Consider the following 25,809-nt stretch of genomic DNA (forward strand, 5'->3'; position numbering starts at 1 on the left):
TCATGGCTGACCCGCGATCAGCGCCGCCTCGCTATCGTCCTTCAGTGCGATGCCGCTGAGGCCTCGCCGCAGCGAGGCCTGGATCAGCCAGGCCAGGCGCTGAGCTGCCAGCGCCGGCGCCAGGCCGGCCGGGCGGATATTGCTGACGCAGTTGCGCTGCGCGTCGTGGCGGCCGACCGCCGGCCCATGGGTCAGATAGGCGCCCAGGCTGTCCGGCGAGCTCAGGCCCGGCCGCTCGCCGATCAGCACCAGCACCAGACTGGCCTGCAGCAGCGCGCCGATCTCGTCGCCCAGCGCGACGCGGGCCTGCAGGGCCAGCACCGGCGGCGCCATGCTCAGCCGCTGCGCCAGGGCCTCGCGCAGCGCCCGCAGCAGCGGGCGGGCATGGGCTTGCAGCGCCGCCGCCGACAGACCATCGCCCAGCACCAGGGCCAGGTCGACCGGCGCGTCGGCCCTTGAATGCAGCACGGCGGCACTGGCCGCGTCGAGCCGGCGGCCCAGATCGGGCCGGCGCAGATACTCGGCGCGCGTTCCGGCGCGGCTGTGCACGAGCAGCGGCTCGGGCCAGCCATCCTCGACCAGGCCGGCCCTCAGCGCGGCCTCGTCCAGCGGCAGATGCACCGCATCGCGGGCCTGGGCATGGTCGGCCGCGAAGCGCAGCCAGTCGGCGGTGCGCTGGCTGCCGCCACTGCGGCCCAGCGCGATGCGGGCCGGCGTGTGGCGGCGCAGCTCGGCCCAGGGATCGTGGTCCTCGCTCATGCCCGGCCCTGCGGCGGCATCAGGCGCGGGTGCGCGGTCGGCGCCAGCAGCGCGCCGTCGCTGCCGCTGATGCCCATGCGCTGCAGCCAGGCCTCGAACTCCGGCGCGCGCTTGAGCCCGAGCAGGCGGCGCAGGAACAGGGCATCGTGGAAGGAGCTGCTCTGGTAGTTCAGCATCACATCATCGGCGCCCGGCACGCCCATGATGAAGTTCACACCGGCACTGGCCAGCAGCACCAGCAGATTGTCCATATCGTCCTGGTCGGCCTCGGCATGGTTGGTGTAGCAGATGTCGCAGCCCATGGGCAGGCCCAGCAGCTTGCCGCAGCAATGATCCTCCAGGCCGGCGCGGATGATCTGCTTGCCATCAAACAGGTACTCGGGCCCGATGAAACCGACCACCGTGTTGACCAGGAGCGGCCGGTAGCGCCTCGCCAGCCCGTAGGCGCGGGTCTCCAGCGTCTGCTGGTCGACGCCGTGATGGGCCGCGGCCGACAGCGCGCTGCCCTGGCCGGTCTCGAAGTACATCAGCTGGTCGCCGACCGTGCCGCGCGCCAGCGCGCGGGCGGCTGCATGGGCCTCGTCGAGCAGGGCGATGTCGACGCCGAAGCTGCGGTTGCAGGCCTCGCTGCCGCCGATCGACTGGAACACCAGATCCACCGGCGCGCCCTGCGCGATCGCCTGCAGCGTGTTGCTGACATGGCTCAGCACACAGCTCTGCGTGGGGATCTGATGGCGCTGGATCAGCTCGTCGAGCTGGTCCAGCAGCCGGCACAGCGCCGGCACGCTGTCGGCGGCCGGATTGATGCCGATCACCGCGTCGCCGGCGCCATACATCAGCCCGTCGAGGATGCTGGCGGCGATGCCGGCGGGGCTGTCGGTCGGGTGGTTGGGCTGCAGCCGCACCGCCAGATGGCCGGGCAGGCCCAGGGTCGAGCGAAAGCGGCTGACGACCCGGCAGCGGCTGGCCACCAGGATCAGGTCCTGGTTGCGCATCAGCTTGCTGACCGCCGCGACCATCTCGGGTGTCAGTCCCGGGGCCAGGGCCGTCAGCACCTCGGGCGTGGCGGCGTCGGACAGCAGCCAGTCGCGCAGGCCGCCGACCGTCAGATGGGCGATGGGGGCCAGCGCGGCCGCGTCGTGGCCGTCGATGATCAGCCGGCTCAGCTGATCCTGTTCATAGGGGATCACGGCTTCGCTGAGGAAGCGTGTCAAGGGCAGGTCGGCCAGCGCAAAGCGGGCGGCGACCCGTTCGCGGGCGCTCTCGGCCGCGATGCCGGCCAGCTGGTCGCCCGAGCGCTCCGGCGAGGCCTTGGCCAGCAGCTCGCGCAGATCGGCGAAGCGGTAGCTGGCGGTGCCGACCATGGCGCCGTAGGCCATGGTTCAAGCCTCCAGTGGCCCGGAGGCGGCAGGGCGGGGCAACGGGCTGCGCATGCAGCCAGTCTAGCGCCGCCCTTGTCGCTTCAGGACCAGTTGCCGTTGTTGGCGCGGCGCAGCGCGGCCGACAGCTCGGGACGGGTGATCTCGGTGCTCTTGATCAGCTCTTCGATGGTCTGGCGACCGCGGGCTTCGCCGATGGCGCTCAGGAAGCGCCACACCGCCGATCCGGCCGCGATCAGGCGGGCACCGGAAGCCTGGGCGCTGTGGGCGCGGGCGACGTCGGACGGCATCACATGAAGCGGCAGGTTGAGGCTGGTGGTGGACATGGTGTTTCCCTTCTTGCGTATGGAGGGAGCACAAGCGCTCCGTATCCATGGGCCGAATATTGCGGTTTTTACGTAGAAGCCGCCAATTGCGAATCCGAATCGCGGTATCACTGGCGCGAATGGCCTGTGATGGATTTAGCATCCGGACATGCCGAATCCACGCCCCCTGAACTTCCGCACCCTCGATCTGAACCTGTTGCGGGTATTCGATGTGGTGATGGAGGAGCGCAATGTGACCCGGGCCGCCGCCCGGCTGGCCATCACCCAGCCGGCGGTCAGCAATGCGCTGCGCCGGCTGCGCGAGGCCACCAACGAGGAGCTGTTCATCCCGACCTCCTCGGGCATGGTGCCGACCGAGCATGCCGAGGTGCTATGGCCTATTGTGCGCACCGCGCTGGGCCATCTGCAGCGCGCCTTCGAGCCCCAGGCCTTCGATCCCCGCGAGCCGGGCAGCGCCTTCACCCTGGCGATGGCCGACGCGACGGCCGCGCTGTTCGTGCCGGCGCTGGCCAAGCGCTTCCAGCGCGAGGGCATCCGGGTGGCGCTGCGCATCGTGCCGCTGACCTCGCGCGACCCGCGCGAGATGCTGGAGCAGGGGCGTGCCGATGTGGCGGTCGGTTTCTTCCCCGAGCTGCCGGGCCTGCTGGCGGCCCAGGGCGAGGCCGAACTGATACGGCTGGCGCCGCTGTATGCGACCGAGTACCTCTGCGTGATGCGCGGCGACCACCCGCTGGCCGCGCCGGGCGCGCTGACCCTCGATGCCTATTGCCGGGCCCAGCATCTGCGCGTCAGCTTCGCCGGCCGCGCGCGCGGCTTTGTCGACGACGCGCTGGCCCTGATCGGCCGCGAGCGCGAGGTCGTGATGACGGTCAATAGCTATTTCACCGCCGGCCTGACGGTGCGCCAGAGCGATCTGCTGACCGTGCTGCCCAGCAGCTTTGTGCCGGCCGCCGGCTTCTCACCCCAGCTGGCCAGCCGCGAGCTGCCCTTCGAGCTGGTCGGTATCGCGATCGGCCAGGTCTGGCATGCGCGCCACGAGCTGGACCCGGGCCAGCGCTGGCTGCGCGAGCTGCTCACAGCGGCGGCGCAGGAGATTGCGCAGGCGGCGCCAGGCCCTGGCACAGGGCCTCGAATGTGAGCTTGCAGGCCGGGCTGGCGCGCAGGTCCTCGTGCATCGCGACCCAGGTCTCCAGCACAAAAGACAGCTGATCGGGCAGCAGCCGCTGCAGCGCCGGCTCGCGCCGGGCCAGCGCCACCTGGCAGATGCCGATGCCGGCGCCGGCCCGTATCAGCGCCAGCTGGGCCAGATCGTTGTCGCTGCGCAGCCGGAACGCCTCGCGCTGCCAGGGGATGCCGACGCTTTTGCGGGCCGCGCGCACGAAGGGCGTCTCGACATCGAAACCGATCAGCCGGTGCCGGGCCAACTCGGCCAGCGAGCCCGGCCTGCCCTGGGCGTCCAGGTAGCGCGGATGGGCATGCAGGCCCAGCTCCACCGGGGCGACCCGGCGCGCGATCAGCTGGGCCTGCTGCGGCGCGGTCATGCGCACCGCGATATCGGCCTCGCGCTGCAGCAGGTCCTGCAGCTGGTTGCTCAGCATCAGCTCGATGGTCAGCGCCGGATGCTGCGCCTGCAGCCGCGCCAGTATCGGCGGCAGCACCTCGACGCCCATCACCTCGCTGGCCGTGATGCGCACCGTGCCCTGGATATGGCCTGCCTCGCCCTGGCTGGCCGCCGCGCGCTGCAGCGCCGCCGCATGGCTGCTCATCGCCTCGGCATGGGGCCGCAGCGCCAGCGCCGCCTCGGTGGGCTGCAGGCCCAGCTGCGAGCGGGTGAACAGCGGCAGACCCAGGGCTTTTTCCAGCGCCTCGACATGCCGGCCGACGGTGGGCTGGGCGATGCCCAGCGCCCGTGCCGCGCCCGACAGCGAGCCCTGCTGCAGCACGCTCAGATAAGTCCGGTAAAGCTCCCAGCCAATCTCTTGATCCATACATAAATGTATAGCTGCTCGCTTGTGTTCGCTAATTCCATTAAGGCGCCGGGCCGCCGAGACTGCGGCCATCGCAACAGGTTTTCAGGAGATGGACATGGCCAAGATCAGGAACGACAACACGGTGCTGGTGCTGGGTGCCAGCGGTGGCATCGGCGGCGAGCTGGCACGCCAGCTGCGCAACCGGGGCTGGCAGGTGCGGGCGCTGCAGCGTGGGGCGGCCCAGGCGACCGAGCAGCGCGATGGCATCACCTGGCTGCGCGGCGATGCGATGAAGCGCGAGGACGTGATGGCCGCCGCGCAGGGCTGCGCGGTGATCGTCCATGCGGTCAATCCGCCCGGCTACCGCCGCTGGGCCGAGCTGGTGCTGCCGATGCTGGACAACACCATCGCGGCCGCCCAGGCCCAGGGCGCCACCATCGTCCTGCCGGGCACGGTCTACAACTACGGCCCCGACGCCTTCCCGCTGCTGGCCGAGGATGCACCGCAGCGGCCCGAGACTCGCAAGGGCGCGATCCGTGTCGAGCTGGAGCGGCGGCTGCAGGCGGCTGCCGAGGGTGGGCCTTGTCGCGTCATCATCGTGCGGGCCGGCGATTTCTTCGGTCCCAGGGTCGGCAACAGCTGGTTCGCGCAGGGGCTGGTCAAGCCGGGCCGTCCGGTCACGACCGTCAGTCTGCCGGGTGCTGCGGGTGTCGGTCACCAATGGTCCTATGTGCCCGATGTCGCGGCGACCATGGTCGAGCTGCTGCAGCGCCGCGCCGAGCTGCCGGCGTTCGCGAGCTTCCATATGGCCGGCCACTGGGATGGCGACGGCCGGCAGATGGGCGACGCGATCCGCGCGGCGGTGGTCCGGCACGGCGGCGCCGCACCCCGGCTGCGTGCCTTCCCCTGGTGGCTGGTCGCGCTGGCCACCCCCTTCGTCGGCTTTCTGCGCGAGCTGCGCGAGATACGCTATCTGTGGCGCCAGCCGGTGCGCATGAGCAACGCCCGACTGCTCGCGGTGCTGGGCCATGAGCCGCACACGCCGCTGGACCAGGCGGTCGAGGCCACGCTGGCGGGGCTGGGCTGCCTGGCCGCGCCGGCGGCGACGGCCAAGACGCTTTCGTCGGTGCGCTAGCCCGCTTCGTCCGACGCCGGCCGGGCCTGGTCGGATGGCGCCGGCCGAGCCGGCGGCCCTGGCTAGCATCGCGCGCTGGCCCACTCTCCGATCCTTCCGATGTCACGCTACACCTTCCTTGTGTGCTCCTGGCTGGCGCTGGCCGGCGCGCAGGCCCAGACGCTGAGCGTCGAGATCATCGATCTGGGCGATCTGGGCAGCAGCGGCCTGCAGGCCTACAACCTGCAGGAGCGCGGCGACACCCGCGTGTTCGCCCGCTCGGCCGCCGGCTTCAAGAGCTCGCAGATCTATACGCAAAAGCGCGACGGGGAGCGCTGGCGGACCGCCGAGCCCCTGCCTTTTTCCGACCCGCGCTGGCGCGACTCCGACCCCCATCTGAGCGCCGACGGCAAGACCCTGAGCTTTGTCTCGGACCGGCCGACGCAAGGTGCCGGCGCTGCGCTGGGTCAGCTCGATCTGTACGAGGTCTCCCTGGTCGATGGCCGCTGGGCCGGTCCACCGATCCGGCTGGCCGAGGCCTGGCAGAGCCCGGCCTATGAGCTGGGCCCGGAGCGTTATGGCGAGCGCCTGTACTTCGCCTCCTACCGCGCCGGCGGGCCGGCCAAGCTGAGCGTTTATGCGGTCGAGCCCGGCAGCGCCGCGCCCCTGGCCCTGCCGGCGCCGATCAACGAGGGCGAGCTCAACAGCGACTTCAGCCTGACGCCGGACGGCCGCCATGCGCTGTGGTGGAGCCGACGCGCCGGCAGCGCGGGCGGCGATCTCTATCTGGCCGAGCGCGTCGGCGCCGGCTTCGGCCCGGCGCTGCGCCTGCCGGCGCCGATCAACGGGCCCGATTTCGAGTTCACCCCCTCGGTGAGCGCCGATGGCCAGTGGCTGCTGTTCGCCTCGACCCGGCCGCTGGCCGGCGGCGCGCCGGGTCTGGCCCATATGTACCGGGTCAGCTGGCCGGCGGTGCTGGCCGCGCTGGGCCCGGCCGCGCAGGTCCACAGCCAGGCCGTGCTGGATGCCCAGGTCGGCGCGCTATGGCGCGCTTTCGGCCATGGCGCAGACCAGGGCGCCGATGTCGCTCGCATGAGCGCCTTGCTGCATCCGCAGGCCATGGTGTTCGGTCAGACCCTGCGCGCCGCCGCCACCGGGGCCCGGGCCTGGTCGGCCGCGGAATTTCTGGCGCTGCTGAAACCCCGGCCGGGGCCGGCCATGCATGAGTGCGAGATCCACCGTGAGCAGCGCCGCTACGGCGCCCATGCCCAGGTCTATAGCGTGGTCGAGACCCGCCGCGATCCGGCCCAGGCCCGGCCCGACTACAGCGGCGTCAACAGCATGCAGTGGCAGCTCGGCCCGGAAGGCTGGCAGCTGCTGTCGCTGCACTATGCGCTGGAGCTGCCCGGCCTGGCCCTGCCGGCCACCGAGCGGCGCAGCGGGCAGTGCCTGGACTGAACCGCCGGCTCAGCCGCCGAGCTTGAGCCGCAGCTCGCTGATGCTCAGGCGCAGCGTCACGGTCGCTGGCTTGTCGGCCATGCTCTCCAGCCGGGATTCCTCATAGGCCAGCAGGCCGCAGCCCGACAGGCGCAGGCTCAGCAGCACCTTCTTCATCGCCGCATCGAGCAGGTCGATGACGATGTCCAGATACTCCTCCTCGAGGATGCGGCCGTCGTCGATGATCTTCTGCACCCAGGCCAGCACCGCGTCGCGCGAGCGCGCCGAGAACTCCAGGGTCAGCTCGCCCAGATCGATGCGCTTATAGCTGGGACGGGGAGGGCGGAAACTGCCGAAGCCGTCCTCGGCTGTCTTGCTCGTCACCGTCGGCAGCCCGACGCGGGTGATGAAGCTGGCGTCGAAGGGCAGGCCCGAGACGCGGAAGTTGGCCAGCGTCGGCCCCTTGCCGCGCGGACTGGCGGGCAGCCTGGCCGAGCCGTCCGGCTTCGCATAGACCACGCTGCCGGGCTGCCAGCTGATGCCGATGCCAAAGCGCTGCTTGGACGTCGCGTCCAGCATGGGCAGCCGCAGCTCGGTCAGCAGGCCCTCGCGCCATTCGACCCGGCGCTGCAGCATGCCGTTCTGGTCCAGCACCAGCGCGGCGCCGGCCAACTCGGCGGGCCTGTGCTCGGGCAGCGAGAGCGCCCAATCGAGCAGGGCCGGCGCCTGCAGCGGCTCGAACTCGGCCTGCATCGGCTCGATATGGGTGTTGTTGCCCAGCGCCGGCCGGCGGTCCGGGCCTATCGCTGCGACCACCGGTTCGAGCCGGTAGGCCGGCATTTGCAGGCTTTGCACCGGGCCGGCAATCTTGCCGTCGAGTTCGATTGCCAGCTGTGCGCTGTTGTAGCCGGGGCGAGTGGCCATCTGCATGCTCCCTGTTGACCTGCTGGCGCGAGCATACGGAAGCGGCGTCGATTCGGCGAGCCCCAAACAGGGCTCATGCGGCCGTCTCAGGCTGCTGCGGCCAACTGCCGGAAGTCGTCTTCGTAGCTCTTCAGCGTCTGCTGCGCCCGGGCCCGCTGGGCCGGTGTCGTGGCGCTGTGCAGCCGCGCGAAGGTGCTGCAGCCCTCGCGGATCTGCGCCTGCTGGTAGCGCTGGTAGGCCGGGTCGGGCGAGACCATCACGCGCTGCAGCCAGGCCCGCAGCAGCGCGCGCGCCGGCTCGGGGGCGAGCTGCTCGGCCTTGATGCGGCGCAGCTGCTGCAGCAAATCCTGCTGGCGGCGCAGCCGCTCGGCATAGCTGCGCTGCGGATCGAACACCGCCGACGCCAGCCCGGTGCGGATCGCGTTCTTCTGCGCCTCGTCCAGGCTGCCGTACAGCATCTCGCTGCGCGACAGCACCTGCTCGTAGCGCAGGCTCGCCAGCTGCTCGGCCGGAATGTCCACCCACTTCTGCTTCCACTCGAGATTGGCGGTGCTCTGCTTGCGCTCCAGATGCCTGAGCTGCTCGGCGCTCAGATCGCCGGCCAGCCACGCCAGCGTGTCCAGCGCCGGATCGGCCAGCTCGCCCAGCAGGCTGCGCCCCTGCTCGACGACGGCGCAGGCCTGCTCGGCCGTGATGGGCTCGGCCAGCAGGGGCCGCACGCGCTGCAGCAGCTCGGCATAGCGCGGCAGCTGCTCGCGCCGATGCCGCAGCTGCAGGCGTTGAAGGCTTTCGCGCACTTGTGGCGCCTGTTCGTCGTTGAAGTCCAGATAGCTGTCCAGGCGCCAGTACAGCAGCGTGGGCGCCTGGTTGTAAGCCAGCTTGACCGTGCTGCAGGCCTGCAGCAGCAGGGTGGCGAGCAGCAGGGCGAGGACACGCCAGCCCGGCATTCAGCGCCCCAGCCGCAGCAGACCGGCGCGCAAGCTCTTGAGCTTGATCTTGAGCCGCGCCGCCTGAGCCGGGCCGATGCGCAGCATCATCTTCTGCCCGGTGCTCAGCGCTTCCAGTGCCGGATCGGCGATCTCGTAGCGCGGCGTGGTCGGCGTGCGCGCGGCGGCGGCCAGGGTCTCGGGACTGGCCGGCTTGACCCTGAGCGCGCTCTTTTGCAGCGGCGTGGCCAGCATCTGGTCAATCACCGCGATCAGCCTGTCATTGAAATAGCCCTCCGGATGGCCCAGCTCCACATAGGTCTGCTGCAGCAGCGGATACATGCGGGCATACAGCGAGAGCAGGCGGGCGTTGTCCGTGCGCTCGAACCAGCGCAGGAAGTCGGCATAGCGCTGGCTGTTGGCGGCGGCGATCACACGGCCGTCCTGAGGCTTGCGGGCAGGGCTCAGCCGCAGCTCGCCACGGGCCGGGCGCAGCAGCCATTGCGAGGTCGGCGGCTGCTTCTCGCCCAGCTTGTCGACGCTGGCGACGAAGCGGCGTGCCAGCGGCTCCGTGTAGAAGTAGCGAGCCAGCGTCTTCGGCCCCAAGGCCTTGGCCACCACGCTGTCCACCTCGTTGGGCAGGATGGGCGGCCGGCTGGTCTTGACGGCGACCCGGTGCCGGATCGCCGGGCTTGTCGTGGCGGCATTGCGCGAAGTGGGCGGGGGCGCGGCTTGGGTGGCGTCCGGGGTGTTCGCTGTCTTCGGTGCTGGGGCGCTTGTCGCAGCGGCCGGCGCCGGTGGCGCGGCGGGCGTCGTACCCGGCGTCGGCGGGTCGAGCGCAGGCCGGGCGGGCGCCGGGGTCACAAGCCCCGAATCGCTGTTGCTGCCTGGCGTGGCGAGCGGGCGCTGGGTCAGCTGCCAGCCGACCAGGCCGAGCGCCAGCAAGCCCATCGCTGCACAGGCCAAGACCAGGTTCCGAGTGTTCAGCATCATGGATTCATGCCCCAGGTGGACGCGTCAGCGTCCGCGCAGGGCCGAAATTACCATGGCCGGGCGGCAGGAGGCCGGCGGGGCCGGCGCGGGTGTTGTTTGCGGCGCGATGCCGGCTCATCGGCCACCGGCCCGGTCTTGCCTGTCATGGTCCAGCGGCGGCACCCAATCCAGCAGCGTGCGCGCCAGCTGGCGCGGGTCTATGGGTTTGGAGACGTGGGCGTTCATGCCGGCGGCCAGGCATTCCTGCTTGTCCTCGTCCAGTGCGGCGGCCGTCATCGCAATGATGGGCAGACGGGCCGCCTGCGGCAGGCTGCGGATCACGCGCGTGGCCTGGATGCCGTCCATATCCGGCATCTGCATGTCCATCAGCACGATGTCGAAGGCCGCTCGCTTGATCCAGTCGACGGCCTCCTCGCCGTTGTTGGCCACCGTGACCTCCAGACCTCCCAGCTCCAGGAAGGCACAGGCCACCTGCTGGTTGACTAGGTTGTCTTCGGCCAGCAGCACGCGCGCGCCGCGCAGCGGCCGCAGCAGCTCTGCAAAACTCGACTCCCCGATGCCCTGGGCCGGCGGCGGTGCCGTCTGGCCATGCTGCAGTTCGAGCACCGCCTCGAACAGCCGCGAATGCGTGACCGGCTTCAGCACGATGCCGATGCCGGCTGCGTCGCCGTCGATCTCCTCCAGCATCTGCTCGCGCTGCTGGGCGCCGACCATGATCAGCACCGCCAGCGGGCGGCCGCCAGGCTCGCCCGCGATCTGCCGTGCCTGCTGAACCAGCTCGATGCCGGCGGTCTTCCAGTCGAGCAGCAGCAACTCATAGGGGGCCCGGCGGTCGGTGCGGCGCAGCTTCAACAGCGCGTCGTCGGTGAATGAAGCGGTGCCGACCTGGAAACGCCAGCTTTGCAAGATCTGCTGCAGTATCAATCGCGCGGTGGGCTGGCTGTCGACGATCAGCGTGCGCATGCCGTGGATGCGGTGCAGGTCGATACGCTCGGCGGCCTCGCTGGCCGGCTCGAAATTGGCCGTGAAACTGAAGCAGCTGCCTTCACCGGGCGTGCTGCGCACCCAGATATCGCCACCCATCAATACCACCAGGCGCTTGCAGATCGCCAGGCCCAGGCCGGTGCCGCCGTAGCGGCGGGTGACGCTGCTGTCGGCCTGCTCGAAGGCCTGGAACAGGCGCTCGGCCTGGGCCTTGGGCAGACCGATGCCGGTGTCACGCACGCTGAAGCGGATCTGGATCCGGGCCTCGCTGCGCGAAACCAGTTCGGCGCCGATCACGATCTCGCCGCGCGCGGTGAACTTGATCGCATTGCCGACCAGATTGTTCAGCACCTGGGTCAGACGCAATGCATCGCCGCACAGACGCTGCGGGATGTCCTCGCCGATCTCGAAGAACAGCTCCAGGCCGGCCTCCTCGATGCGGGCCGAGAACAGGTGGCCGACATTCTCTATCGTCTCCTCGGGGCTGAACTCCTCGCGTTCGAGCACCACCTTGCCGGCCTCGATCTTCGAGTAGTCGAGGATGTCGTTGAGCAGGGTCAGCAGGGCCCGCGACGAGGTCTGCACCTTGCTCAGCAGATCGCGCTGGCGCGCCCGCAGATCGGTCTCGAGCACCAGATGGGTCAGTCCGATGATGGCATTCATCGGCGTGCGGATCTCGTGGCTCATGCTGGCCAGGAACAGGCTCTTGGCCGCCGTGGCGGCCTGGGCCGCGTCGCGGGCGGCGGCCAGTTCGACGCTCTTGCGGTGTTCGTCCTGGTGCGCCTGGACCAGGCGGGCGTAGAGCATGCCGTTCTCCAGCAGCAGCTCCAGCAGCACCACGCCGCAGGCGAGCAGGCCGAAGATGCGGCCGGCATAGAAGCCCAGATCGTAGCGGCCGCCGTTGAACATGGCCGACAAGGCGATATCGAACAGCCAGGCGCTCAGCACCACCACCAGCCACAGGTCCAGCACCGTGTAAGGCCGCTGCCGCGACAGCACCAGCAGGGCCACCAGGCTGAACAGCCAGACGCTGGCCACCGTGCCCCGCATCGCTGCGGTGTACTGATTGCCGCTCATGATGGCCGGCAGCGCCGCCTGACCGGCTGTCGCCAGCGCGATCAGGCCCAGTGCCACCAGCGTGGCCAGCAGCGGCACCGCGAGGGCCAGGCGGCCATAGGCGGGCGAGGGCAGCGGCGCGGCGCGCTTGAGCAGCGCATAGCCCAGCACGAACAGCGGGAAGCCGCTGTGCCAGAACATATAGATCCAGGCCGTGCTCTGCGGTCCCGCGCCCAGCAGACCGGTGGGCGTGAACATGCCGGGAAAGGTCAGGGCATGCCCGACCGTCAGCAGCAGGCTGAACAGATAGCCGCTGCCCAGCAGCAGCAGGGCGGGTGAGCGCAGGATGCGGTACTGGCCGAACAGCAGCACCGCCGTGATCAGGTCGATGATCACCAGGGCCGATTCGTAGATCGGCATGAAGGCCGCGACTGCCGGCAACTTCAGCTTGGCCTGTGGCACCACCACGCAGAACAGCATGAGCGAGACCAGCAGCACGGCCAGTGCCCGCCGACGCTCGGCGCGCCCGGCGGGCTGGTTCAGCAGAAAGGCCGTGGCCTCGTCACCGGGGCCAACTGCCCCTGCAGGCGCGTTCGGGCGCGCCGAGCTTGCGCTCCATGCTTGCACGTCGCCTCCCTGAAGCCGAAACTTGCGATCGTGTTCGATGGCCAATAGTCAGTGAAGTCAGGCCTTGTCGCAATGCTTGGTTGCAAAAACGAACAGTTGCTGGCCGCCAGGCTGCCGCATCGCTGCGGCGGTCGATCGGCGACGTGATTCACGGATCGCACCGTCACCCCTTGGCCACGCCAGTGTCGGCCGCCAGGGTTTGCGACACTGCAGGGATGCCCAAGCCCCCCGCGCTCAGACTCTCCGCAACTCAGCCGGCGCTGAGCGTCGACGACCTCTGGCGCTTCGAGCGCATCGGGGCGCCATCGCTCGCGCCCGATGGCCGCCGCCTGGTCTGCGCCGTCACACGCGGCGATATGGAGACGAACAAGTCCAGCAGCCAGCTCTGGCTGATGTCCACCGACGCGAGCGCCCCGCCGCGCGCGCTGACCCATTGCGGCGAGAAGGACGGCGCGCCCGCCTGGTCGCCCAGCAGCGGTCAGATCGCCTTCCTGGCCCGCCGCGAGCAGCAGGGCAGCAAAGACCTGAGCCCGCAGCTCTATCTGATCAACGCCGACGGCGGCGAGGCCCGCCGCATCAGCAACTTCGCGCCGGGCATCGAGTCCTTCAAGTGGCTGGCCGACGGCCGGCGTATCGTCTTTGCCGCCTGGGTCTGGCCCGAGCTGAAAGGCGCAGCCGCCCAGGCGCGCCGCTACAAGACCGAGGTCAGCGAGCGCAAGGAGAGCGGCTACGCGACCAGCGAAGCCTATTACCGCTACTGGGACGACAACCTGCCGATGGGCCGCGTGCTGCACCTGCTGCTGCTCGATGTCGACAGCGGCCGCATCAGCGATCTGTTCGAGGGCACGGGTCTGGAACTGCCCCGCGATGCCGGCGGTAACGAGGTCTATGACGCGAGTCCCGATGGCCGCCGCATCGCCTTCGCCCACGACCCGGCCACCGTCCAGCTGCTGGGCAACCGCCAGGCCCTGGCCGAGATCGAGATCGCCAGCCGACGGATCAGGGCCCTGGCCGATGACCCGGCTTGGGACTTCGGCGCGCCGCGCTACCGGCCCGATGGCCGGGCGCTGGCCTGCACCGCCGCCCATATCGGCCGCAGCCACAAGGCGCTGGCCCAGCTGGCCGTGGTCGATTGCGGCGGCCGCACCAAACCGGGCTGGCGATTGCTCGGTGATGAAGCGGGCCTGGACCTGCATGTCGACGCGCCGCTGCGCTGGAGCGGGGACGGCGCGGCGCTGCTGTTCACGGCCCAGCAGCGCGGCCGCTGCCATCTGTGGCGTCAGCCGCTGGCCGGTGGCGCGCCTGGCGTCGTTGCCGAGGGGGGCTGGGTGCAGGGTTTCGATGTGGCCGGTGATTTGCTGCTCACGGCCAGCGACAGCGCCCGCCATCCGGTGCGACTGCATGCACGCCGGCTCTCGGGCAACAGCGAGCCGCCGCAGCGCCTGGATCGCTTCAACGACGAGCTGCTGGCGCGCCGCAGGCTTGGCGAGCTGCGCGAGGTCCAGATCAGCGGCGCGCTCGGCGAGCCGGTGCAGATGTGGCTGACCCTGCCGGTGGACTTCCACCCGCGCCGCAAGCACGGGCTGATGCAGGTCATCCACGGCGGCCCGTTCGCGGCCGCCGGCGATACCTTCGGCTACCGCTGGAACCCCCATGTGCTGGCCTCGCGCGGCTATGTCGTGGCCCAGGTCAACTACCACGGCTCCAGCGGCTTCGGCTTCGAGTTCCGCAACAGCATCATGGGCCGCCAGGGCCAGCTGGAGTTGCAGGACATCGAGGCCGGCAGCGACTGGTTGCTGGCCCAGCCCTGGGCCGATGCGAAGCGGCTCTCGGCCACCGGCGGCAGCTATGGCGGCTTCATGGTCGCGTGGATGAACGGCCACATCAAGCCCGGCCGCTACCGCAGCTATGTCTGCCATGCCGGCGTGTTCGACCGCGTTGCGACCTTCAGCGCCGACTCCTACCCGGAGCGTCCGCGCGATCTCGGCGCGCTGTACTGGCAAGACCTGCCCCGCGTGCTCGCGCAGAGTCCGGCCAGCTTCGCGCAGCGCATGCAAACGCCCACGCTGGTGATACACGGTGCCCGCGACTTCCGCGTGCCCGACTGCAACGGCCTGGCCTACTACAACACCCTGAAGGCGCGCGGTGTCGATGCCCGGCTGCTGTGGTTCCCCGATGAGAACCACTGGGTGCTGAAGCCGCAGAACTCGAGGCTGTGGTATCGGGAGTTCCTTGACTGGGTGGTGGCGCAGGACACCGCTGCCGGGAAAAAAGCCGGCGCCCGCACAAGGCGCAGCGCCGGCTCGACGGACCCGTCTTGACGCGTCAATTCCTGATGAAGTTCAGCAGGTCCTGGTTGACGCGATCCTTGTGGGTGTCGGTCAGGCCGTGCGGCGCGCCCGGGTAGACGATCAGCTGGGCGTTCTTGACCAGCCGGGCCGAGGCGCGGCCGGACGCGTCGATCGGAACGATCTGGTCGTCGTCGCCATGGATCACCAGGGTCGGCACATCGAACTTCTTCAGATCGGCGGTGAAGTCGGTCTCGGAGAAGGCCTTGATCGAGTCATAGGTGTTCTTGTGGCCGCCTTGCATGCCCTGCGTCCACCAGGCATCGATCAGACCTTGCGAGACCTTGGCGCCCGGGCGGTTGAAACCGTAGAAGGGGCCGGTCGGGATGTCCTTGTAGAGCTGGGCGCGGTTGGCCGTTTGCGCGGCACGGATGCCGTCGAACACCTCGATCGGCAGACCGCCCGGATTGGCCGCGGTCTTCAGCATCAGCGGCGGCACGGCGCTGACCAGCACCGCCTTGGCGACCTTGCCTGTGCCATGGCGGCCGATATAGCGGGCCACCTCGCCGCCGCCTGTGGAGAAGCCCACCAGCACGGCTTTCTTGCCCTTCAGATCCACTGCGTTGATGACGGCAGCCAGATCGTCGGCGTAGTGGTCCATGTCATTGCCTTCCCAGGGCTGGCTGGAGCGGCCATGGCCACGGCGGTCATGGGCGATCACGCGGTAACCCTGGTCGGCCAGAAACAGCATCTGCGCTTCCCAGCTGTCCGAGTTCAGCGGCCAGCCATGGCTGAAAACGACGGGCTGACCGTTGCGCGGGCCCCAGTCCTTGTAGTACAGCTGCACGCCTTGTGGGGTCGTGACATAGCTGCCGCCGGGCTGGGCCGCCGGCGACGGTGTGCCGGCGGCGAGCGCGGCGCCAGCGGCGAGGCTCAGCGTGGACAGGGCGATCAGTTGCTTGGCGAAGGCTTTCATGGCAATTCCTTGGTGTGGTGGGTGAGGGGGAACAGGGATGGGTTATTAATTGTTGGAAATTAAATCGTGTGCGATGTATTTGTTTTGAGTTCGGATCGTTCAGCTTCGTCCGTGGTGTCTGGCGTGAGGGAAAAGTAGGGTGGCCGGGCTCAGCCGCCGGCCTTGAGCATGCGGCCGCGCAGCGCCAGCAGCCGGTCGCGCATCTCGTTGATCTCGGCGAGCGGCGTGTCGGCGGCCGTCGCGATGCATTGCGGGATCGACTGTGCCTTGGCCTGCAGCGCCCGGCCTGGCTCGGTCAGCGTGATCAGCACCTGGCGCTCATCGGCGGCCGAACGGGCCCGGTCGATCAGGCCGGCGGCCTGCAGGCGCTTGAGCAGCGGGGTCAGCGTCGGCGACTCCAGGAACACCCGCTCGCTGATCTCGCCGACGGTCAGGCCGTCGCGTTCCCACAGCACCAGCATCACCAGGTATTGCGGATAGGTCAGATCCAGCGTCTTCAGCAACTCGCGATAGACCTTGTTGAAGCTCAGCATCGTCGAGTACAGCGCAAAGCACAGCTGCTGGTCCAGCAGCACGGCCTTGGGCTGTTGCTGCGGCGTCGACTTGATGACTGCGGTGGAAGAAGAGGTGTTGCGTGCCATGGGATGAATATTAAATCGCGTGCGATTTAATTGCAAGCTACTTTTAGCATCGCTTGCCAGCCTTCCCCTTTTTTTCCGTTCTGGGTCAGCGCGCCGGCTGAAACATGATGATGGCCATGCCCAGCAGCGCGACGCCGGCGCCGGCCAGATCCCAGGCCGTCGGCCGGATCTGGTCCACCGCCCACAGCCACAAGATGGCCACGCCGATATAGACGCCGCCATAGGCCGCGTAGACTCTGCCGGAGGCCGTCTCGTGCAGGCTCAGCAGCCAGGCGAACAGCGCCAGGCTGGCCGCCGCCGGCAGCAGCAGCCCGGCCGAGCGGCCCTGCTTGAGCCACAGCCAGGGCAGATAGCAGCCAATGATTTCGGCCAGCGCGGTGGCCAGGAACAACAGCAGGGTCCTCATGCCCGCCTATTTGGCGAAGCAGTAGAACAGCCCGCCGCTGCCCAGCTCCGAGAGCTTGGCGGCGCTGCAGCCGCGGCTCTGGTGGGCGGACAGCCAGGAGGTGGCCCAGGACTCCTTGATCGCGCTGGCGCGGTCGTGGTGGCCGACCAGCGCGGCGCCGTCGTCGGCCGCACTCGTCCAGTTCTTGCAGGTCAGGTCGGGGTCCAGCGGCGAGGGGGCGGTGCCGTCCGCGCGGGTGCCGGTCAGGATGTCGTGCCAGCGGCCCGGGGTGGGCAGGCCGCGCTCGGATAGCGCGGTGTCGCGGCCGATGCGGTTGCCCGCGCCATGCAACTCGTCCAGGTTGGCGGCGATCAGCTCGCCGCGCGCGTTATGCCAGGGGCCGGTACCGATGCGGTCGCGCGCATCGATGCTGGGCTGCTGCTTATTGGACTGCTGGCTCAGATAGGCCCGCCAGGTCCGCTGGTCCGCACCGACGGCAGTGGCCAGCGCCTGGCAATGCGCATCGGCCCCTTCCAAGCCGCCAAGATCCGCCCCTCGGCCCGGGCCGAGGCTGGTGACGAAGAAACTCATCGTCGCGGTCTGCGGCGCCGGCGGGTGGGCGCAGGCGCCCAGCAGCAGGGTGGCGAGGAGCGGGAGGCGGCGCAGGCCTGCCATGGCCTCAGCCCAGCGCCTGCGCGAAGTCCGCGATCAGGTCGGCCTCGTCCTCCAGGCCCACCGAGAGCCGCACCAGCCCGTCGGCAATGCCCATCTCGGCCCGCACGGCGGCGCCGGCCTCCCAGAAGATGGTCGGTGCGACCGGGATGATCAGTGTGCGGGTGTCGCCCAGGCCGGTGGCCTTGATCGGCAGCCTCAGGCGGTTCAGCACCTCGTTGAGCCTGGCCGTGTCGCGCAGCTCGAAGCTCAGCAGCCAGGAGCCGGCCTTGAAGAGCCGCGCGGCGCGTTCGTGATGCGGGTGCGAGGCCAGGCCCGGGTAGTGCACGGCGGCCACCTTGGGATGCGCCTGCAGCCATTGCGCCAGTGCCAGCGCGCTGGCGCTGCTCTGGCGCACGCGCAGGCTCAGGGTCTCGGCGCCGACGCTGATGCGGTGGGCGTTGTCCGAGGACAGGGTGCCGCCCATATCGCGCAGGCCCTTTTTGCGGACCTGCTGCAAGCCCCATTGCCTGGGGTCGCCCTTGCGGTAGGCTTGGAAGATATGGGGATAGGCCTGCCAGTCGAACAGGCCGGTGTCGGTGACCGCGCCGCCCAGCGCGTCGCCATGGCCGGCAATGGTCTTGGTCAGCGAGTTGATCACCAGGCTGGCGCCCACGGCGGCCGGGCGGAACAGGGCCGGCGAGGTGATGGTGTTGTCGACCACATAGACCAGGCCGCGCTCGCGGCACAGCGCCCCTATGCCTTCGAGATCCGGAATCAGCGTGCCGGGATTCGAGACGGTCTCGACAAAGACCAGGCGGGTCTCGGGCCGCAGCGCGGCCTCGACGGCGGCCACCGAGCCGGCATCGACCTTGCTGACCGCGACGCCCAGATCCTCCATCGTCCCGAGCAGGCTGTTGGTGTTGCCGAACACATAGCGGCTGGAGACGATGTGATCGCCGGCGCGCAGCAGTGTCATGAAGATCGCGGTGATCGCCGCCATGCCGGTGGCGAAGCTGACCGTGCCGATGCCTTGCTCCAGCCCCGTGATCTTGGCCTCCAGCGCGGCCGTGGTCGGCGTGCCCTGGCGGGCGTAGTTGAAGCCGCCCTTGAGCGTGCCCTGGAACACGGCGATCAGGTCCTCGACGCGCTCGAAGCCGTATTGCACCGAGGTGTGGATGGGTTTGTGCACGCCGCCATGCTCGACGCCGAAGCGGCGGTCGGCGTGGATGTTGTCGGTGCTGAGCTGGGAATTGTGATGGTCGGGCGAATTCATCGCGGAAGGATAGCAGCGGCGGGGCGGCACCCCAGCGCATCTCGGCTGCGGCGTAGATCAGCAAATTGCTGATGGACGAGGCGGGCGAGGCTGCTCAGAATCCGCCCATGCATGCGTCCCGACACCCCGTATCTGCAAGCCCCCAGGCTAATTTTCAGCCGGCCGCAGCGGCGCGGGGAGCGCGCACTTTTCATCAAGACCGCAGCGGGCCGAGGCCGGCGGCCGGTCCGCGTGTGGCCGCGCAGGCACGGCAGATGGCGCGGCTGCGGCAGCCGGCGCCCGGGAGCACCGTGCAGGCGGTGGCCCAATGTGTGCGCCAAGGGAAGAAGTTCGAGGGCGAGGACTTGCGCCGCTTGCAGGCGATTGCCGAGCGCATGGGCATCGACCCCGCCCGGCTCAATTTCTACGACGCCGAGGGCCGCGGCAATAACGCCACCGGCAACGATGTGTCGATCGAAGGCAGCCTGCTCCGGGGGAAGGACGAGGATCAGCTGAACTTCACCGTCGGACATGAGTTGTCGCACTACAAGACCTTTGACACCCGCTTTGGCGGGTCGGAGCAGCTGCCGCTGGGCAGCATGACGGCCGCGATGCTGGGTGCCAGCGGGCTCGCGACCCTGTCGCTGGGGCCCTTGGGCGGTTTGCTGGGAGGTGTTCTGGGCGGCGCTGCGGGCTTTGCCGGCGAGATGGCGGCCGGTGGTGGCTATCTGAATGCGGCGGTGACCGGCGTCAGTGCGGCGAGCCTGCTCAGCCTGGGGCCGCTGGGGGCTTTTGTGGGCGGTCCGGTGGGCGGCTTGGTGGGCACGCTGCTGGGGGCCGGGCTGTCCTTGCCTTTGATCAGCAAGCTGTTCGAGATCAAGGCCGATCTGCATTCGGCCAAGAACGTCGGTGCCGAGGGCGGGATCAAGCGCTTCGACAACGAGATGCTGGAGCATTCCCACGATGCGCAGGCCGGCCAGACCCCGGGCAATGCGCTGCTCGACCCACTCCATCCACCGCTGAGCTTCAGAAAGCAGTATCTGGGCTGGTTCCAGAGCCTGGTGGGCAAGAAGGACGAAGCCAAGACGGATTGATGGAGGGGGACCGGAGCATGACGCCGATGATCTTGACTGCCGCCAGAACACCGGACGAATACATCGCCTGCCATCAGGCCGGCAGCTGGCAGCGCGTCTATGCCGAGGCGCTGCGAGCGGTGGTGCGCGAGAGCGCCCCTCAGCTGCAGGAGCGGCTGAAGTGGGGCCACCTCGTCTACTTCAATGCAGCAGGCGAACCGGTGCTGCTGATACGCATCGAGCCGCAGCGCCTGCTGTTCGGCTTCTGGCAGGGCCAGCGCCTGCGCCATATCGAGCCGCGGCTGCGGCCCGGCGGCAAGTACCAGATGGCGACGCTGGAGCTGCGGGAAGGGACGGCGCTGGCGCGGCAGACGGTGGCGACGCTGGCGGAGGAGGCGGCGAAGCTGGACTGGGTGGTCTGATGGGCGGTCAGGACTCGGCCCTGCGTTTTGTAGGGCACGATGGCTTGCGCCAGACTCAGCGCTGATCGTGGCAGGCGCTACCAGCGATGAGGTGCGCCACAGTTGATAGCGAGCACGAGAACGAGCAGCCACCCCGCGATTGCCGCAAACGGCACCAATGTCAGCAGCTTGTTGGATTTCAACTTCTCGTAGAACTGAAACTCGACGACGAACAGGCGCTTGTAATCCGGGTCCTGATCGAGCAACTGCCTGAAGTGGCGCCGGTAGGCGCAAGTGCGTGCAATGGAAAAGAAGGCGGCCAGCGCGACGAGAAGTCCGGCAATCGCAACAAGGACCGGGGGAAGATCGTTCTTGGTCTGGGTCAGTGCAGCCCCGAGCGCTGCATTCACTGCGGTGAAATAGGCCACTTTGGTATTGACGACCGAGTTCTCGTTCATCCAGAGCTTCGCCACTTCCTCCAGCGTTGGTTTCTTTGTGCTGCTGTTGGTACCAGATCCCATGACATTGGCCTCCTGAGTAGGTCCGGATTGCCGTGATATCTGAATCAGACTTTGACACGGACCGCTGGACTCTACAGGCAGAGCTGCGTCCGCCTGATGTCGAGCACAGCGCCGGCCTGCTCGGCACACCGCGTGCGCAGTATTTCGGCGAGCTGTCCCCGATGGGCTGATGTTCTTTGCTCCGCTGCCGGGGGACTTTTCCCGCCCTGGGATAATCCCACCATGATCGATCACGAGGCAAGCGCCGCCGACGACACCGTCGAGCTGCGCTTCGAAGACTATTTCCGCGAGGGATCCGCGCCGACCGAGGCGCTGCTGTGGTGGCAGCTGGAGCGTAACGAGGGCCTGCTGGCCGCGCTGCGGGCGCTGTGCCATGGGCCGGCGGCCCTGGTGCGCCTGCGGGTCTGGGTGTTCATGGAGCTGATGGCGCTGCCGGAGTCGCGCGTGGCGCGCGACACGCTGAACCGCCATTTCCATTCGCTGCGCGAGGAGGCGCTGGAGCTGGTGCTCAAGCGCCTGCGCGAGGCCGAGCTGCTGGCCTGGGATGGCTCGAACCAGCAGTACAGCGTGACGCCGCTGGCGCAGCGCCTGCTGGGCCTGCTGTCGCCGCTGACGCAGGCGGCCGAGCAGGACGCCGACCTGGCGGCCCTGCTGGCGAACGTGGCCGGTGCCCACCAGATGGGCACCCTGGACCCGGCCCAGCTGCACCATCTGCAGGCCCAGCTCTCGCGGCTTTACGACGAGTTCGCCGATGCGATCGCCAGCGGCTCGGAATTCCACCTGCGGCGCGCGCGCCAGCGCTTCGAGCGGGCGCTGAAGCTGGTCGAGCGGGCCAGCGAGGCGCTGAAGGCCATCATCGAGCAGGCCGAGGCCGACGGCAACGCGCGGCTGGAGAGGCTGGCGCGCGAGCTGGGCCTGGCCCAGGCGCGGCTGCTGGCGATGGCCAGCCAGTTCAACCGCGCGCTGCAGCAGGCCGACCGCCAGCGCGTGACCCTGGGCTCCACCGGCATCACGACCACCGATGTGCGGCGCTGGCTGCAGAACGTGCCCTTCCTCGAAAACCTGTCGCTGGGCGCGCTCTCGCGGCCGGTGCACCCGGTGCTGGTGTCCCAGCACGAGCTGCTGGACCTGGCCGAGGCCGAGTTCGAGCGCGACCGGCCCAAGCCCAAGGAGCTGGAGCCACTGCCGCCGGGCCAGGCCGCGCCGCCGGGCCAGCTGGCCGTGCTGAGCCTGCCGCCCGAGATGGGCGAGCTGCAGGCCTTGCTGACGCGCTGGCTGGCCGCCGGCGAGCCCGGCCAGGCGCTGGAGCAAGACGTGGCCCCGGCCGTGCTGGGCGGCAGCTATGCGCGCAGCGCCTACCGTGCCCAGCTGCTGCCGCTGCTGGGCGACCCGCAGGCCCAGCACCTCAGCGGTGCCACCGGCGATATGGCGCGCCAGCCCTGGCGCGTGCGCTGGTCGGCCGAGCAGGGCGAGACCAGCGATGAGTTCGTCAAGTGGATGAGCCGTGGCGTGCTCTACAACCCGGCCCCCGATTCCCCGAAAGAAGCCTCTTCCTCATGAGCCAAGCCCTGGATGATGCCGCCCACCTGGCGGCGCAATTGATCGCGCGCCGCTGGCTGCCCCGCAACCATGCGCTGGTGCGCCGTGCGCTGATCGACACCGAGCTGTGGGCCGCCCTGGGCGACCGGCTGGCCCAGGTCGGGCTGAAGGTGATCGACAACCTCTATGCCGACCATATCAGCGTCGCGATGCTGCGCCCGGCCGAGGTCTCGGTGTTCGGCGAGACCGGCCTGGCGGCCAATAACAATCTGGACCTGCCGCGCGACGGCGTCGCGCTGCTGATCGTGCTGTGGTCGCTGATCGTGCTGCCCAAGCGCCAGCGCCAGGTGGCGCGGGCCGAGGCCAAGGAGGAGGGGCAGGGCGAGTTCTTCGCCACCGACAAGCCGCTGCCGCTGGCCGCCAGCGTCTCGCCCACCGTGTCCTACCGCAGCCTGCTGGCCGATTTCGGCAACCAGCTGGGCAAGAAGATGCGGCTGGACTCGAATCTGAAGCTGCTGGAGCGCAACGGCTTCATCATCCGCCGCGGCGAGGACATCGCCGAGGGCCCGCTGCTGGACCTGCTCTTGGACTACGACACGCTGGCGCCGCGCATCCTCGACGGCGCGCTGGCCGATGTGCTGGCCCGCTCGACCGACCCGGCCGCCGCGCCCCTGGTCGCCCGGCTGCAGGCCGGCGAACAAGCCGAACTCGATAGCGAGACCTGACCCTATCTATGTTTCATCTGCAATCTCTGGAACTGCTGCACTGGGACTACTGCCAGCGCGTCTCGATGCCGCTGGACGGCGCCATCATCACGATCGCCGGCCCCAACGGCTCGGGCAAGACCACGCTGCTCGACGCGATGCGCACCCTGCTGGGCCTGGAGTGCTCCGGCGGCCGCACCTATAAGACCTATGCGCGCCACGCCAATGCCGAGACGGCCTGGCTGCGCGCGCTGGTGGACAACCGCGCGCGCGGCCGCCAGAACAGCTCGCGCCCCTTCGCCAGCTCGCTGCTGTACTCCGACCAGGTGACGCTGGCCTGCCGCATCGAGCGTCACGGCGGCGACTGGCAGCGCCGCTATGTGATGCTGGACGGCGTGCACGAGATCGAGGCGCTGGCCGAGAAGGCCGAGAAGGACTGGCTGGGCATCGAGGCCTGGAAGCGCCGCCTGGAGGCCGCCGGCCTGACCCGAGCGATCGGCCGCGTGCTGGCGCTGGAGCAGGGCCAGACCGACCGGCTGTGCGAGCTCTCGCCCAAGGAGCTGCTGCGCCTGGTGTTCGAGGTCTTCGGCGACCAGGAGGTGCTGGACCGCTATGACCAGGCGCGCAGCCACCAGCAAAGCCTGCTCAAGGAAGTCGAGCAGGCCGCGCACGAGCTCTCGCACACCCAGGCCCAGCTCTCGGACCTGGCCAACCGCGTCAACAGCTACCAGCAGTACCAGCTGCGGCTCAAGGAGCGCGAGCGCCTGGCCACCGAGGTGGTGCCGGTGCTGCAATGGGCCGAGTCGCGCGCCCGAACTGCGCAGAATCTGCGCGAGCTGCACCGCCAGCGCCTGTTCGCCGCCAGCGACAAGCGCCAGATGTCGGCCAAGCGCGCCGAGCTGCATGCGCTGCACCTGGGCCATGAGGCCGCCAAGCAGAAGCTGGTGGACCTGGAGGCCGAGCGCAAGCTCGCGCGCAGCGCCTTCGATGCGGCCCGCGAGGCCGAGCGCCCGGTCGAGCTGCTGGCCAAGCGCGAGGAGGAGCTGAAGGCGCTGGCCGCGGTGGAGTCCGACGGCCAGGAGCTGACCCAGCGCCTGGAGGAACTGAGCAGCCGCCAGCACACGCTGCGCGAGAGCTTCACGCGCCAGAACGACCAGAGCCGCAAGGCCCAGGCGGCGATGGAGGCCTTGAGCGGCCAGCGCCTGCCGCCGCCGCCGCCCGAGGTGACGCGCTTCCGGCGCGCGCTCGACGAGGCCGGCATCGCCCACCATGTGCTGGCCGACTGCATCGACATCGCCGACGAAGCCTGGCGCGCGGCCGCCGAGGGCCTGCTGCGGCCCTCGCGCTGGGTGGTGGTGCTGGCCCACAGCGGCGACGAGGGCCGCGCCTTCGGCCTGGCGGCCAAGGAGCGCTACCGCCACTACGTCGTCGCCGACGGCGAGAACGCGCCGGCCCAGGCGCCCAAGGACTCGCTGCTGGCGGCGCTGAAGATCAATGCCAAGCTGCCCGGCTGGCTTGCGAGACAGCTGGCGACGATACGCTGCGTCAAGGACACCGAGACCGGCAGCAAGGCCGGCGGCGAGTGGATCACGCCCGAGGCCTATTACCGCGACGGCCGCGGCGGCCGCAGCCTCTGGGTGGAGGCGCGCGACTACCAGTTCGGCACCTCGGCGCTGGATTCGCGCCGCGCCTCGCTGGAGCGCGAGCTGAGCCGCTACGACAGCGAGCTGAGCCGCATCGCCAAGGAGCAGGCCGAGGTCGAGCGCCAGCTCAAGGACGTGCAGCGTGCCGCGCAAGGCCACAAGGCCGCGCGCGAGCTGGCCGAGCGGGCGGCCGAGTTTGCCGAAGGCCGGGCCCGCCTGGCCGGCCTGCGCCAGGCCCGCATCGAGGCCGCCACCCGCATGGCCGCGCTCGACGCCGAGCATGACCGCGCGCTGACCGCGGCGACCCGCAGCGAGCGTGACTACGAGGCCGCCCAGGGCGGACTGAAGGCCAGCGAGGAGAACGTGCTGCGCGTGCTGCGCGAGCATGAGTCGCGCCGGCAAGACCTGGCCCTGGCGGCCAAGGCCTCGCGCGAGGCGCGCGAGGCCTTCCCGGCCAGCTGGACGCAGCCGGCCAAGGTGCAGGCGCTGCGCGACGAGTTCGAGAACGCCAAGCAGGCCGAGATCGCGGCCCGCCATGTGCAGCAGGAGCTGGACACGGGGGTGTGGGAGACCGATCCGGCCGTGCAGGAGCGCCATGCCCGCATGAATGTCTCGGTGCTGGAGCAGAGCAGCCAGCTGGAGGACCGGCGCGCCAGCAACGAGATGGCGCGCATCGCCGCCTTCAATGCCCGCGAGCGCTATATCGACGTGCTGCGCGCGACCGTGCGGCGCTACAAGAAGAATGTGCAGGAGCTCGGCGAGCTAGCCGGCGTGATGGCCCAGGCCGAGCTGCCGCATCTGGACAACGACGATATGGTGCTGGCCCAGGCCGGCCTGCATGTGCGCTTCAACTTCGACGGCAAGGGCGAGGTGGGCCTGAACGACGGCGAGGCCTCGGGCGGCCAGCAGGTGCTGAAGAGCCTGATCCTGCTGGTGGGCCTGATGAAGGACGACGAGACCCCCGGCGGCTTTGTCTTCATCGACGAGCCCTTCGCCCATCTGGACGTGCGCAATATCCAGCTGGTCGGCCATTTCCTGCGCAGCACGCGCGCGCAGTACCTGCTGACCACGCCGATCACGCACAACGTCGAGGTCTTCGAGCCCAGCGAGATCACCCTGGTGACCAGCAAGAAGCCGCGCGGCGAACGCTGGGCCCCGCCGATCGCGGTGATCACGCGGCGGCCCGAGAAGTCAATCTACGACTGAAGGGCCGGGGCCAGGTCTTGCCCGATCAACA

Annotated in this window: 23 protein-coding genes; 9 read left to right on the forward strand and 14 right to left on the reverse strand. The window is 69.5% G+C overall.

The features are described 5' to 3' along the window. The 3 genes from eutC to ABGI63_RS14630 form a co-directional block, all read right to left on the reverse strand. On the reverse strand, positions 1–759 hold the full coding sequence (gene eutC / locus ABGI63_RS14620; protein ID WP_349743122.1) for an ethanolamine ammonia-lyase subunit EutC: 759 nt from the start codon (positions 757–759) through the stop codon (positions 1–3). Next, complete coding sequence (locus ABGI63_RS14625) at positions 756–2,138, reverse strand: ethanolamine ammonia-lyase subunit EutB (RefSeq protein ID WP_349743123.1); 1,383 nt, start codon at positions 2,136–2,138, stop codon at positions 756–758. The genes eutC and ABGI63_RS14625 overlap by 4 nt, the downstream gene beginning before the upstream one ends. 83 nt (positions 2,139–2,221) lie before the next feature. Next, on the reverse strand, positions 2,222–2,464 hold the full coding sequence (locus ABGI63_RS14630; protein ID WP_137942129.1) for a hypothetical protein: 243 nt from the start codon (positions 2,462–2,464) through the stop codon (positions 2,222–2,224). A 148-nt stretch (positions 2,465–2,612) separates the two neighbouring features. Here ABGI63_RS14630 and ABGI63_RS14635 point away from each other — a divergent pair, with 148 nt between their 5' ends. Then, complete coding sequence (locus ABGI63_RS14635) at positions 2,613–3,602, forward strand: LysR family transcriptional regulator (protein ID WP_349743124.1); 990 nt, start codon at positions 2,613–2,615, stop codon at positions 3,600–3,602. Here ABGI63_RS14635 and ABGI63_RS14640 read toward each other — a convergent pair. After that, entirely contained in the window at positions 3,538–4,452 is a 915-nt protein-coding gene (locus ABGI63_RS14640) for a LysR family transcriptional regulator (RefSeq protein ID WP_349743125.1), read from the reverse strand. The genes ABGI63_RS14635 and ABGI63_RS14640 overlap by 65 nt on opposite strands. Positions 4,453–4,549: 97 nt before the next feature. On the opposite strand from ABGI63_RS14640, the gene ABGI63_RS14645 reads away from it, so the two are divergent. Together ABGI63_RS14645 and ABGI63_RS14650 are read left to right on the forward strand one after the other, a co-directional pair. Continuing rightward, a complete protein-coding gene (locus ABGI63_RS14645; protein ID WP_349743126.1) occupies positions 4,550–5,569 on the forward strand; it encodes an NAD-dependent epimerase/dehydratase family protein in 1,020 nt (339 codons plus the stop codon). A gap of 99 nt (positions 5,570–5,668) precedes the next feature. After that, the gene (locus tag ABGI63_RS14650) at positions 5,669–7,006 is read left to right on the forward strand and encodes a hypothetical protein (RefSeq protein WP_349743127.1); all 1,338 of its coding nucleotides are present in this window, start codon (positions 5,669–5,671) and stop codon (positions 7,004–7,006) included. Between the two features lie 9 nt (positions 7,007–7,015). On the opposite strand, the gene ABGI63_RS14655 is transcribed toward ABGI63_RS14650, so the two are convergent. From ABGI63_RS14655 to ABGI63_RS14670, 4 genes are all read right to left on the reverse strand, one after another. Beyond that, positions 7,016–7,909, reverse strand: coding sequence for a hypothetical protein (locus ABGI63_RS14655; protein ID WP_349743128.1), 894 nt, complete (start codon positions 7,907–7,909; stop codon positions 7,016–7,018). A gap of 86 nt (positions 7,910–7,995) precedes the next feature. Further along, complete coding sequence (locus ABGI63_RS14660) at positions 7,996–8,856, reverse strand: DUF6279 family lipoprotein (protein WP_349743129.1); 861 nt, start codon at positions 8,854–8,856, stop codon at positions 7,996–7,998. Then, positions 8,857–9,825, reverse strand: coding sequence for a DUF3014 domain-containing protein (locus tag ABGI63_RS14665; RefSeq protein WP_349743130.1), 969 nt, complete (start codon positions 9,823–9,825; stop codon positions 8,857–8,859). Between the two features lie 117 nt (positions 9,826–9,942). Then, positions 9,943–12,495: a response regulator gene (locus ABGI63_RS14670; protein WP_349743131.1), complete on the reverse strand. Its 2,553-nt coding sequence runs from the start codon at positions 12,493–12,495 to the stop codon at positions 9,943–9,945. Between the two features lie 215 nt (positions 12,496–12,710). Here ABGI63_RS14670 and ABGI63_RS14675 point away from each other — a divergent pair, with 215 nt between their 5' ends. Continuing rightward, on the forward strand, positions 12,711–14,816 hold the full coding sequence (locus ABGI63_RS14675) for a dipeptidyl-peptidase 5 (RefSeq protein ID WP_349743132.1): 2,106 nt from the start codon (positions 12,711–12,713) through the stop codon (positions 14,814–14,816). Between the two features lie 4 nt (positions 14,817–14,820). Here ABGI63_RS14675 and ABGI63_RS14680 read toward each other — a convergent pair whose 3' ends face one another. The 5 genes from ABGI63_RS14680 to ABGI63_RS14700 all read right to left on the reverse strand — a co-directional run bounded on the left by ABGI63_RS14680 (position 14,821) and on the right by ABGI63_RS14700 (position 18,712). After that, positions 14,821–15,759 carry an alpha/beta fold hydrolase gene (locus ABGI63_RS14680; protein ID WP_349743133.1) on the reverse strand — a complete coding sequence of 313 codons (939 nt, stop codon included), beginning with the start codon at positions 15,757–15,759 and terminating at the stop codon, positions 14,821–14,823. Between the two features lie 149 nt (positions 15,760–15,908). After that, positions 15,909–16,400 (reverse strand): MarR family winged helix-turn-helix transcriptional regulator, encoded by a 492-nt coding sequence (locus tag ABGI63_RS14685; protein ID WP_349743134.1) that lies wholly within the window; start codon positions 16,398–16,400, stop codon positions 15,909–15,911. Positions 16,401–16,485: 85 nt separating this feature from the next. Beyond that, complete coding sequence (locus ABGI63_RS14690; protein ID WP_349743135.1) at positions 16,486–16,806, reverse strand: YnfA family protein; 321 nt, start codon at positions 16,804–16,806, stop codon at positions 16,486–16,488. A gap of 6 nt (positions 16,807–16,812) precedes the next feature. Then, positions 16,813–17,460, reverse strand: a complete 648-nt coding sequence (locus tag ABGI63_RS14695) for a hypothetical protein (RefSeq protein ID WP_349743136.1) — start codon at positions 17,458–17,460, stop codon at positions 16,813–16,815. A 4-nt stretch (positions 17,461–17,464) separates the two neighbouring features. Beyond that, positions 17,465–18,712 carry a cystathionine gamma-synthase family protein gene (locus ABGI63_RS14700; RefSeq protein ID WP_349743137.1) on the reverse strand — a complete coding sequence of 416 codons (1,248 nt, stop codon included), beginning with the start codon at positions 18,710–18,712 and terminating at the stop codon, positions 17,465–17,467. A 254-nt stretch (positions 18,713–18,966) separates the two neighbouring features. Here ABGI63_RS14700 and ABGI63_RS14705 point away from each other — a divergent pair, with 254 nt between their 5' ends. Together ABGI63_RS14705 and ABGI63_RS14710 are read left to right on the forward strand one after the other, a co-directional pair. Continuing rightward, the gene (locus tag ABGI63_RS14705; RefSeq protein WP_137942144.1) at positions 18,967–19,785 is read left to right on the forward strand and encodes a M48 family metalloprotease; all 819 of its coding nucleotides are present in this window, start codon (positions 18,967–18,969) and stop codon (positions 19,783–19,785) included. 26 nt (positions 19,786–19,811) lie between these two features. After that, entirely contained in the window at positions 19,812–20,186 is a 375-nt protein-coding gene (locus ABGI63_RS14710; RefSeq protein WP_349743138.1) for a DUF1801 domain-containing protein, read from the forward strand. Positions 20,187–20,263: 77 nt separating this feature from the next. On the opposite strand, the gene ABGI63_RS14715 is transcribed toward ABGI63_RS14710, so the two are convergent. Next, positions 20,264–20,686, reverse strand: a complete 423-nt coding sequence (locus ABGI63_RS14715) for a hypothetical protein (RefSeq protein ID WP_349743139.1) — start codon at positions 20,684–20,686, stop codon at positions 20,264–20,266. 222 nt (positions 20,687–20,908) lie between these two features. Between ABGI63_RS14715 and ABGI63_RS14720 the strand changes: the two genes are divergently transcribed. From ABGI63_RS14720 to ABGI63_RS14730, 3 genes are read left to right on the forward strand one after another with little or no spacing between them, the layout of a single operon-like run. Then, entirely contained in the window at positions 20,909–22,246 is a 1,338-nt protein-coding gene (locus tag ABGI63_RS14720) for a hypothetical protein (protein ID WP_349743140.1), read from the forward strand. Continuing rightward, positions 22,243–22,950 (forward strand): hypothetical protein, encoded by a 708-nt coding sequence (locus ABGI63_RS14725; RefSeq protein WP_137942149.1) that lies wholly within the window; start codon positions 22,243–22,245, stop codon positions 22,948–22,950. The genes ABGI63_RS14720 and ABGI63_RS14725 overlap by 4 nt, the downstream gene beginning before the upstream one ends. A gap of 8 nt (positions 22,951–22,958) precedes the next feature. Beyond that, positions 22,959–25,778 carry an ATP-binding protein gene (locus ABGI63_RS14730; RefSeq protein WP_349743141.1) on the forward strand — a complete coding sequence of 940 codons (2,820 nt, stop codon included), beginning with the start codon at positions 22,959–22,961 and terminating at the stop codon, positions 25,776–25,778. Positions 25,779–25,809: the final 31 nt, after the last annotated feature.

The sequence above is a fragment of the Roseateles cavernae genome (assembly GCF_040187885.1).
Lineage (GTDB): Bacteria > Pseudomonadota > Gammaproteobacteria > Burkholderiales > Burkholderiaceae_C > Roseateles_E > Roseateles_E cavernae.

Bases quoted from the DNA above. Each gene is read 5' to 3' on its own strand.
- ABGI63_RS14650 (WP_349743127.1), top strand. From the start codon at position 5,669: ATGTCACGCTACACCTTCCTTGTGTGCTCCTGGCTGGCGCTGGCCGGC.
- ABGI63_RS14675 (WP_349743132.1), top strand. From the start codon at position 12,711: ATGCCCAAGCCCCCCGCGCTCAGACTCTCCGCAACTCAGCCGGCGCTG.
- ABGI63_RS14645 (WP_349743126.1), top strand. From the start codon at position 4,550: ATGGCCAAGATCAGGAACGACAACACGGTGCTGGTGCTGGGTGCCAGC.
- ABGI63_RS14720 (WP_349743140.1), top strand. From the start codon at position 20,909: ATGATCGATCACGAGGCAAGCGCCGCCGACGACACCGTCGAGCTGCGC.
- ABGI63_RS14725 (WP_137942149.1), top strand. From the start codon at position 22,243: ATGAGCCAAGCCCTGGATGATGCCGCCCACCTGGCGGCGCAATTGATC.
- ABGI63_RS14660 (WP_349743129.1), bottom strand. From the start codon at position 8,856: ATGCCGGGCTGGCGTGTCCTCGCCCTGCTGCTCGCCACCCTGCTGCTG.
- ABGI63_RS14685 (WP_349743134.1), bottom strand. From the start codon at position 16,400: ATGGCACGCAACACCTCTTCTTCCACCGCAGTCATCAAGTCGACGCCG.
- ABGI63_RS14635 (WP_349743124.1), top strand. From the start codon at position 2,613: ATGCCGAATCCACGCCCCCTGAACTTCCGCACCCTCGATCTGAACCTG.
- ABGI63_RS14715 (WP_349743139.1), bottom strand. From the start codon at position 20,686: ATGGGATCTGGTACCAACAGCAGCACAAAGAAACCAACGCTGGAGGAA.
- ABGI63_RS14695 (WP_349743136.1), bottom strand. From the start codon at position 17,460: ATGGCAGGCCTGCGCCGCCTCCCGCTCCTCGCCACCCTGCTGCTGGGC.
- ABGI63_RS14630 (WP_137942129.1), bottom strand. From the start codon at position 2,464: ATGTCCACCACCAGCCTCAACCTGCCGCTTCATGTGATGCCGTCCGAC.
- ABGI63_RS14655 (WP_349743128.1), bottom strand. From the start codon at position 7,909: ATGGCCACTCGCCCCGGCTACAACAGCGCACAGCTGGCAATCGAACTC.
- ABGI63_RS14700 (WP_349743137.1), bottom strand. From the start codon at position 18,712: ATGAATTCGCCCGACCATCACAATTCCCAGCTCAGCACCGACAACATC.
- ABGI63_RS14690 (WP_349743135.1), bottom strand. From the start codon at position 16,806: ATGAGGACCCTGCTGTTGTTCCTGGCCACCGCGCTGGCCGAAATCATT.
- ABGI63_RS14625 (WP_349743123.1), bottom strand. From the start codon at position 2,138: ATGGCCTACGGCGCCATGGTCGGCACCGCCAGCTACCGCTTCGCCGAT.
- ABGI63_RS14730 (WP_349743141.1), top strand. From the start codon at position 22,959: ATGTTTCATCTGCAATCTCTGGAACTGCTGCACTGGGACTACTGCCAG.
- ABGI63_RS14680 (WP_349743133.1), bottom strand. From the start codon at position 15,759: ATGAAAGCCTTCGCCAAGCAACTGATCGCCCTGTCCACGCTGAGCCTC.
- ABGI63_RS14640 (WP_349743125.1), bottom strand. From the start codon at position 4,452: ATGGATCAAGAGATTGGCTGGGAGCTTTACCGGACTTATCTGAGCGTG.
- eutC (WP_349743122.1), bottom strand. From the start codon at position 759: ATGAGCGAGGACCACGATCCCTGGGCCGAGCTGCGCCGCCACACGCCG.
- ABGI63_RS14705 (WP_137942144.1), top strand. From the start codon at position 18,967: ATGGCGCGGCTGCGGCAGCCGGCGCCCGGGAGCACCGTGCAGGCGGTG.
- ABGI63_RS14710 (WP_349743138.1), top strand. From the start codon at position 19,812: ATGATCTTGACTGCCGCCAGAACACCGGACGAATACATCGCCTGCCAT.
- ABGI63_RS14665 (WP_349743130.1), bottom strand. From the start codon at position 9,825: ATGCTGAACACTCGGAACCTGGTCTTGGCCTGTGCAGCGATGGGCTTG.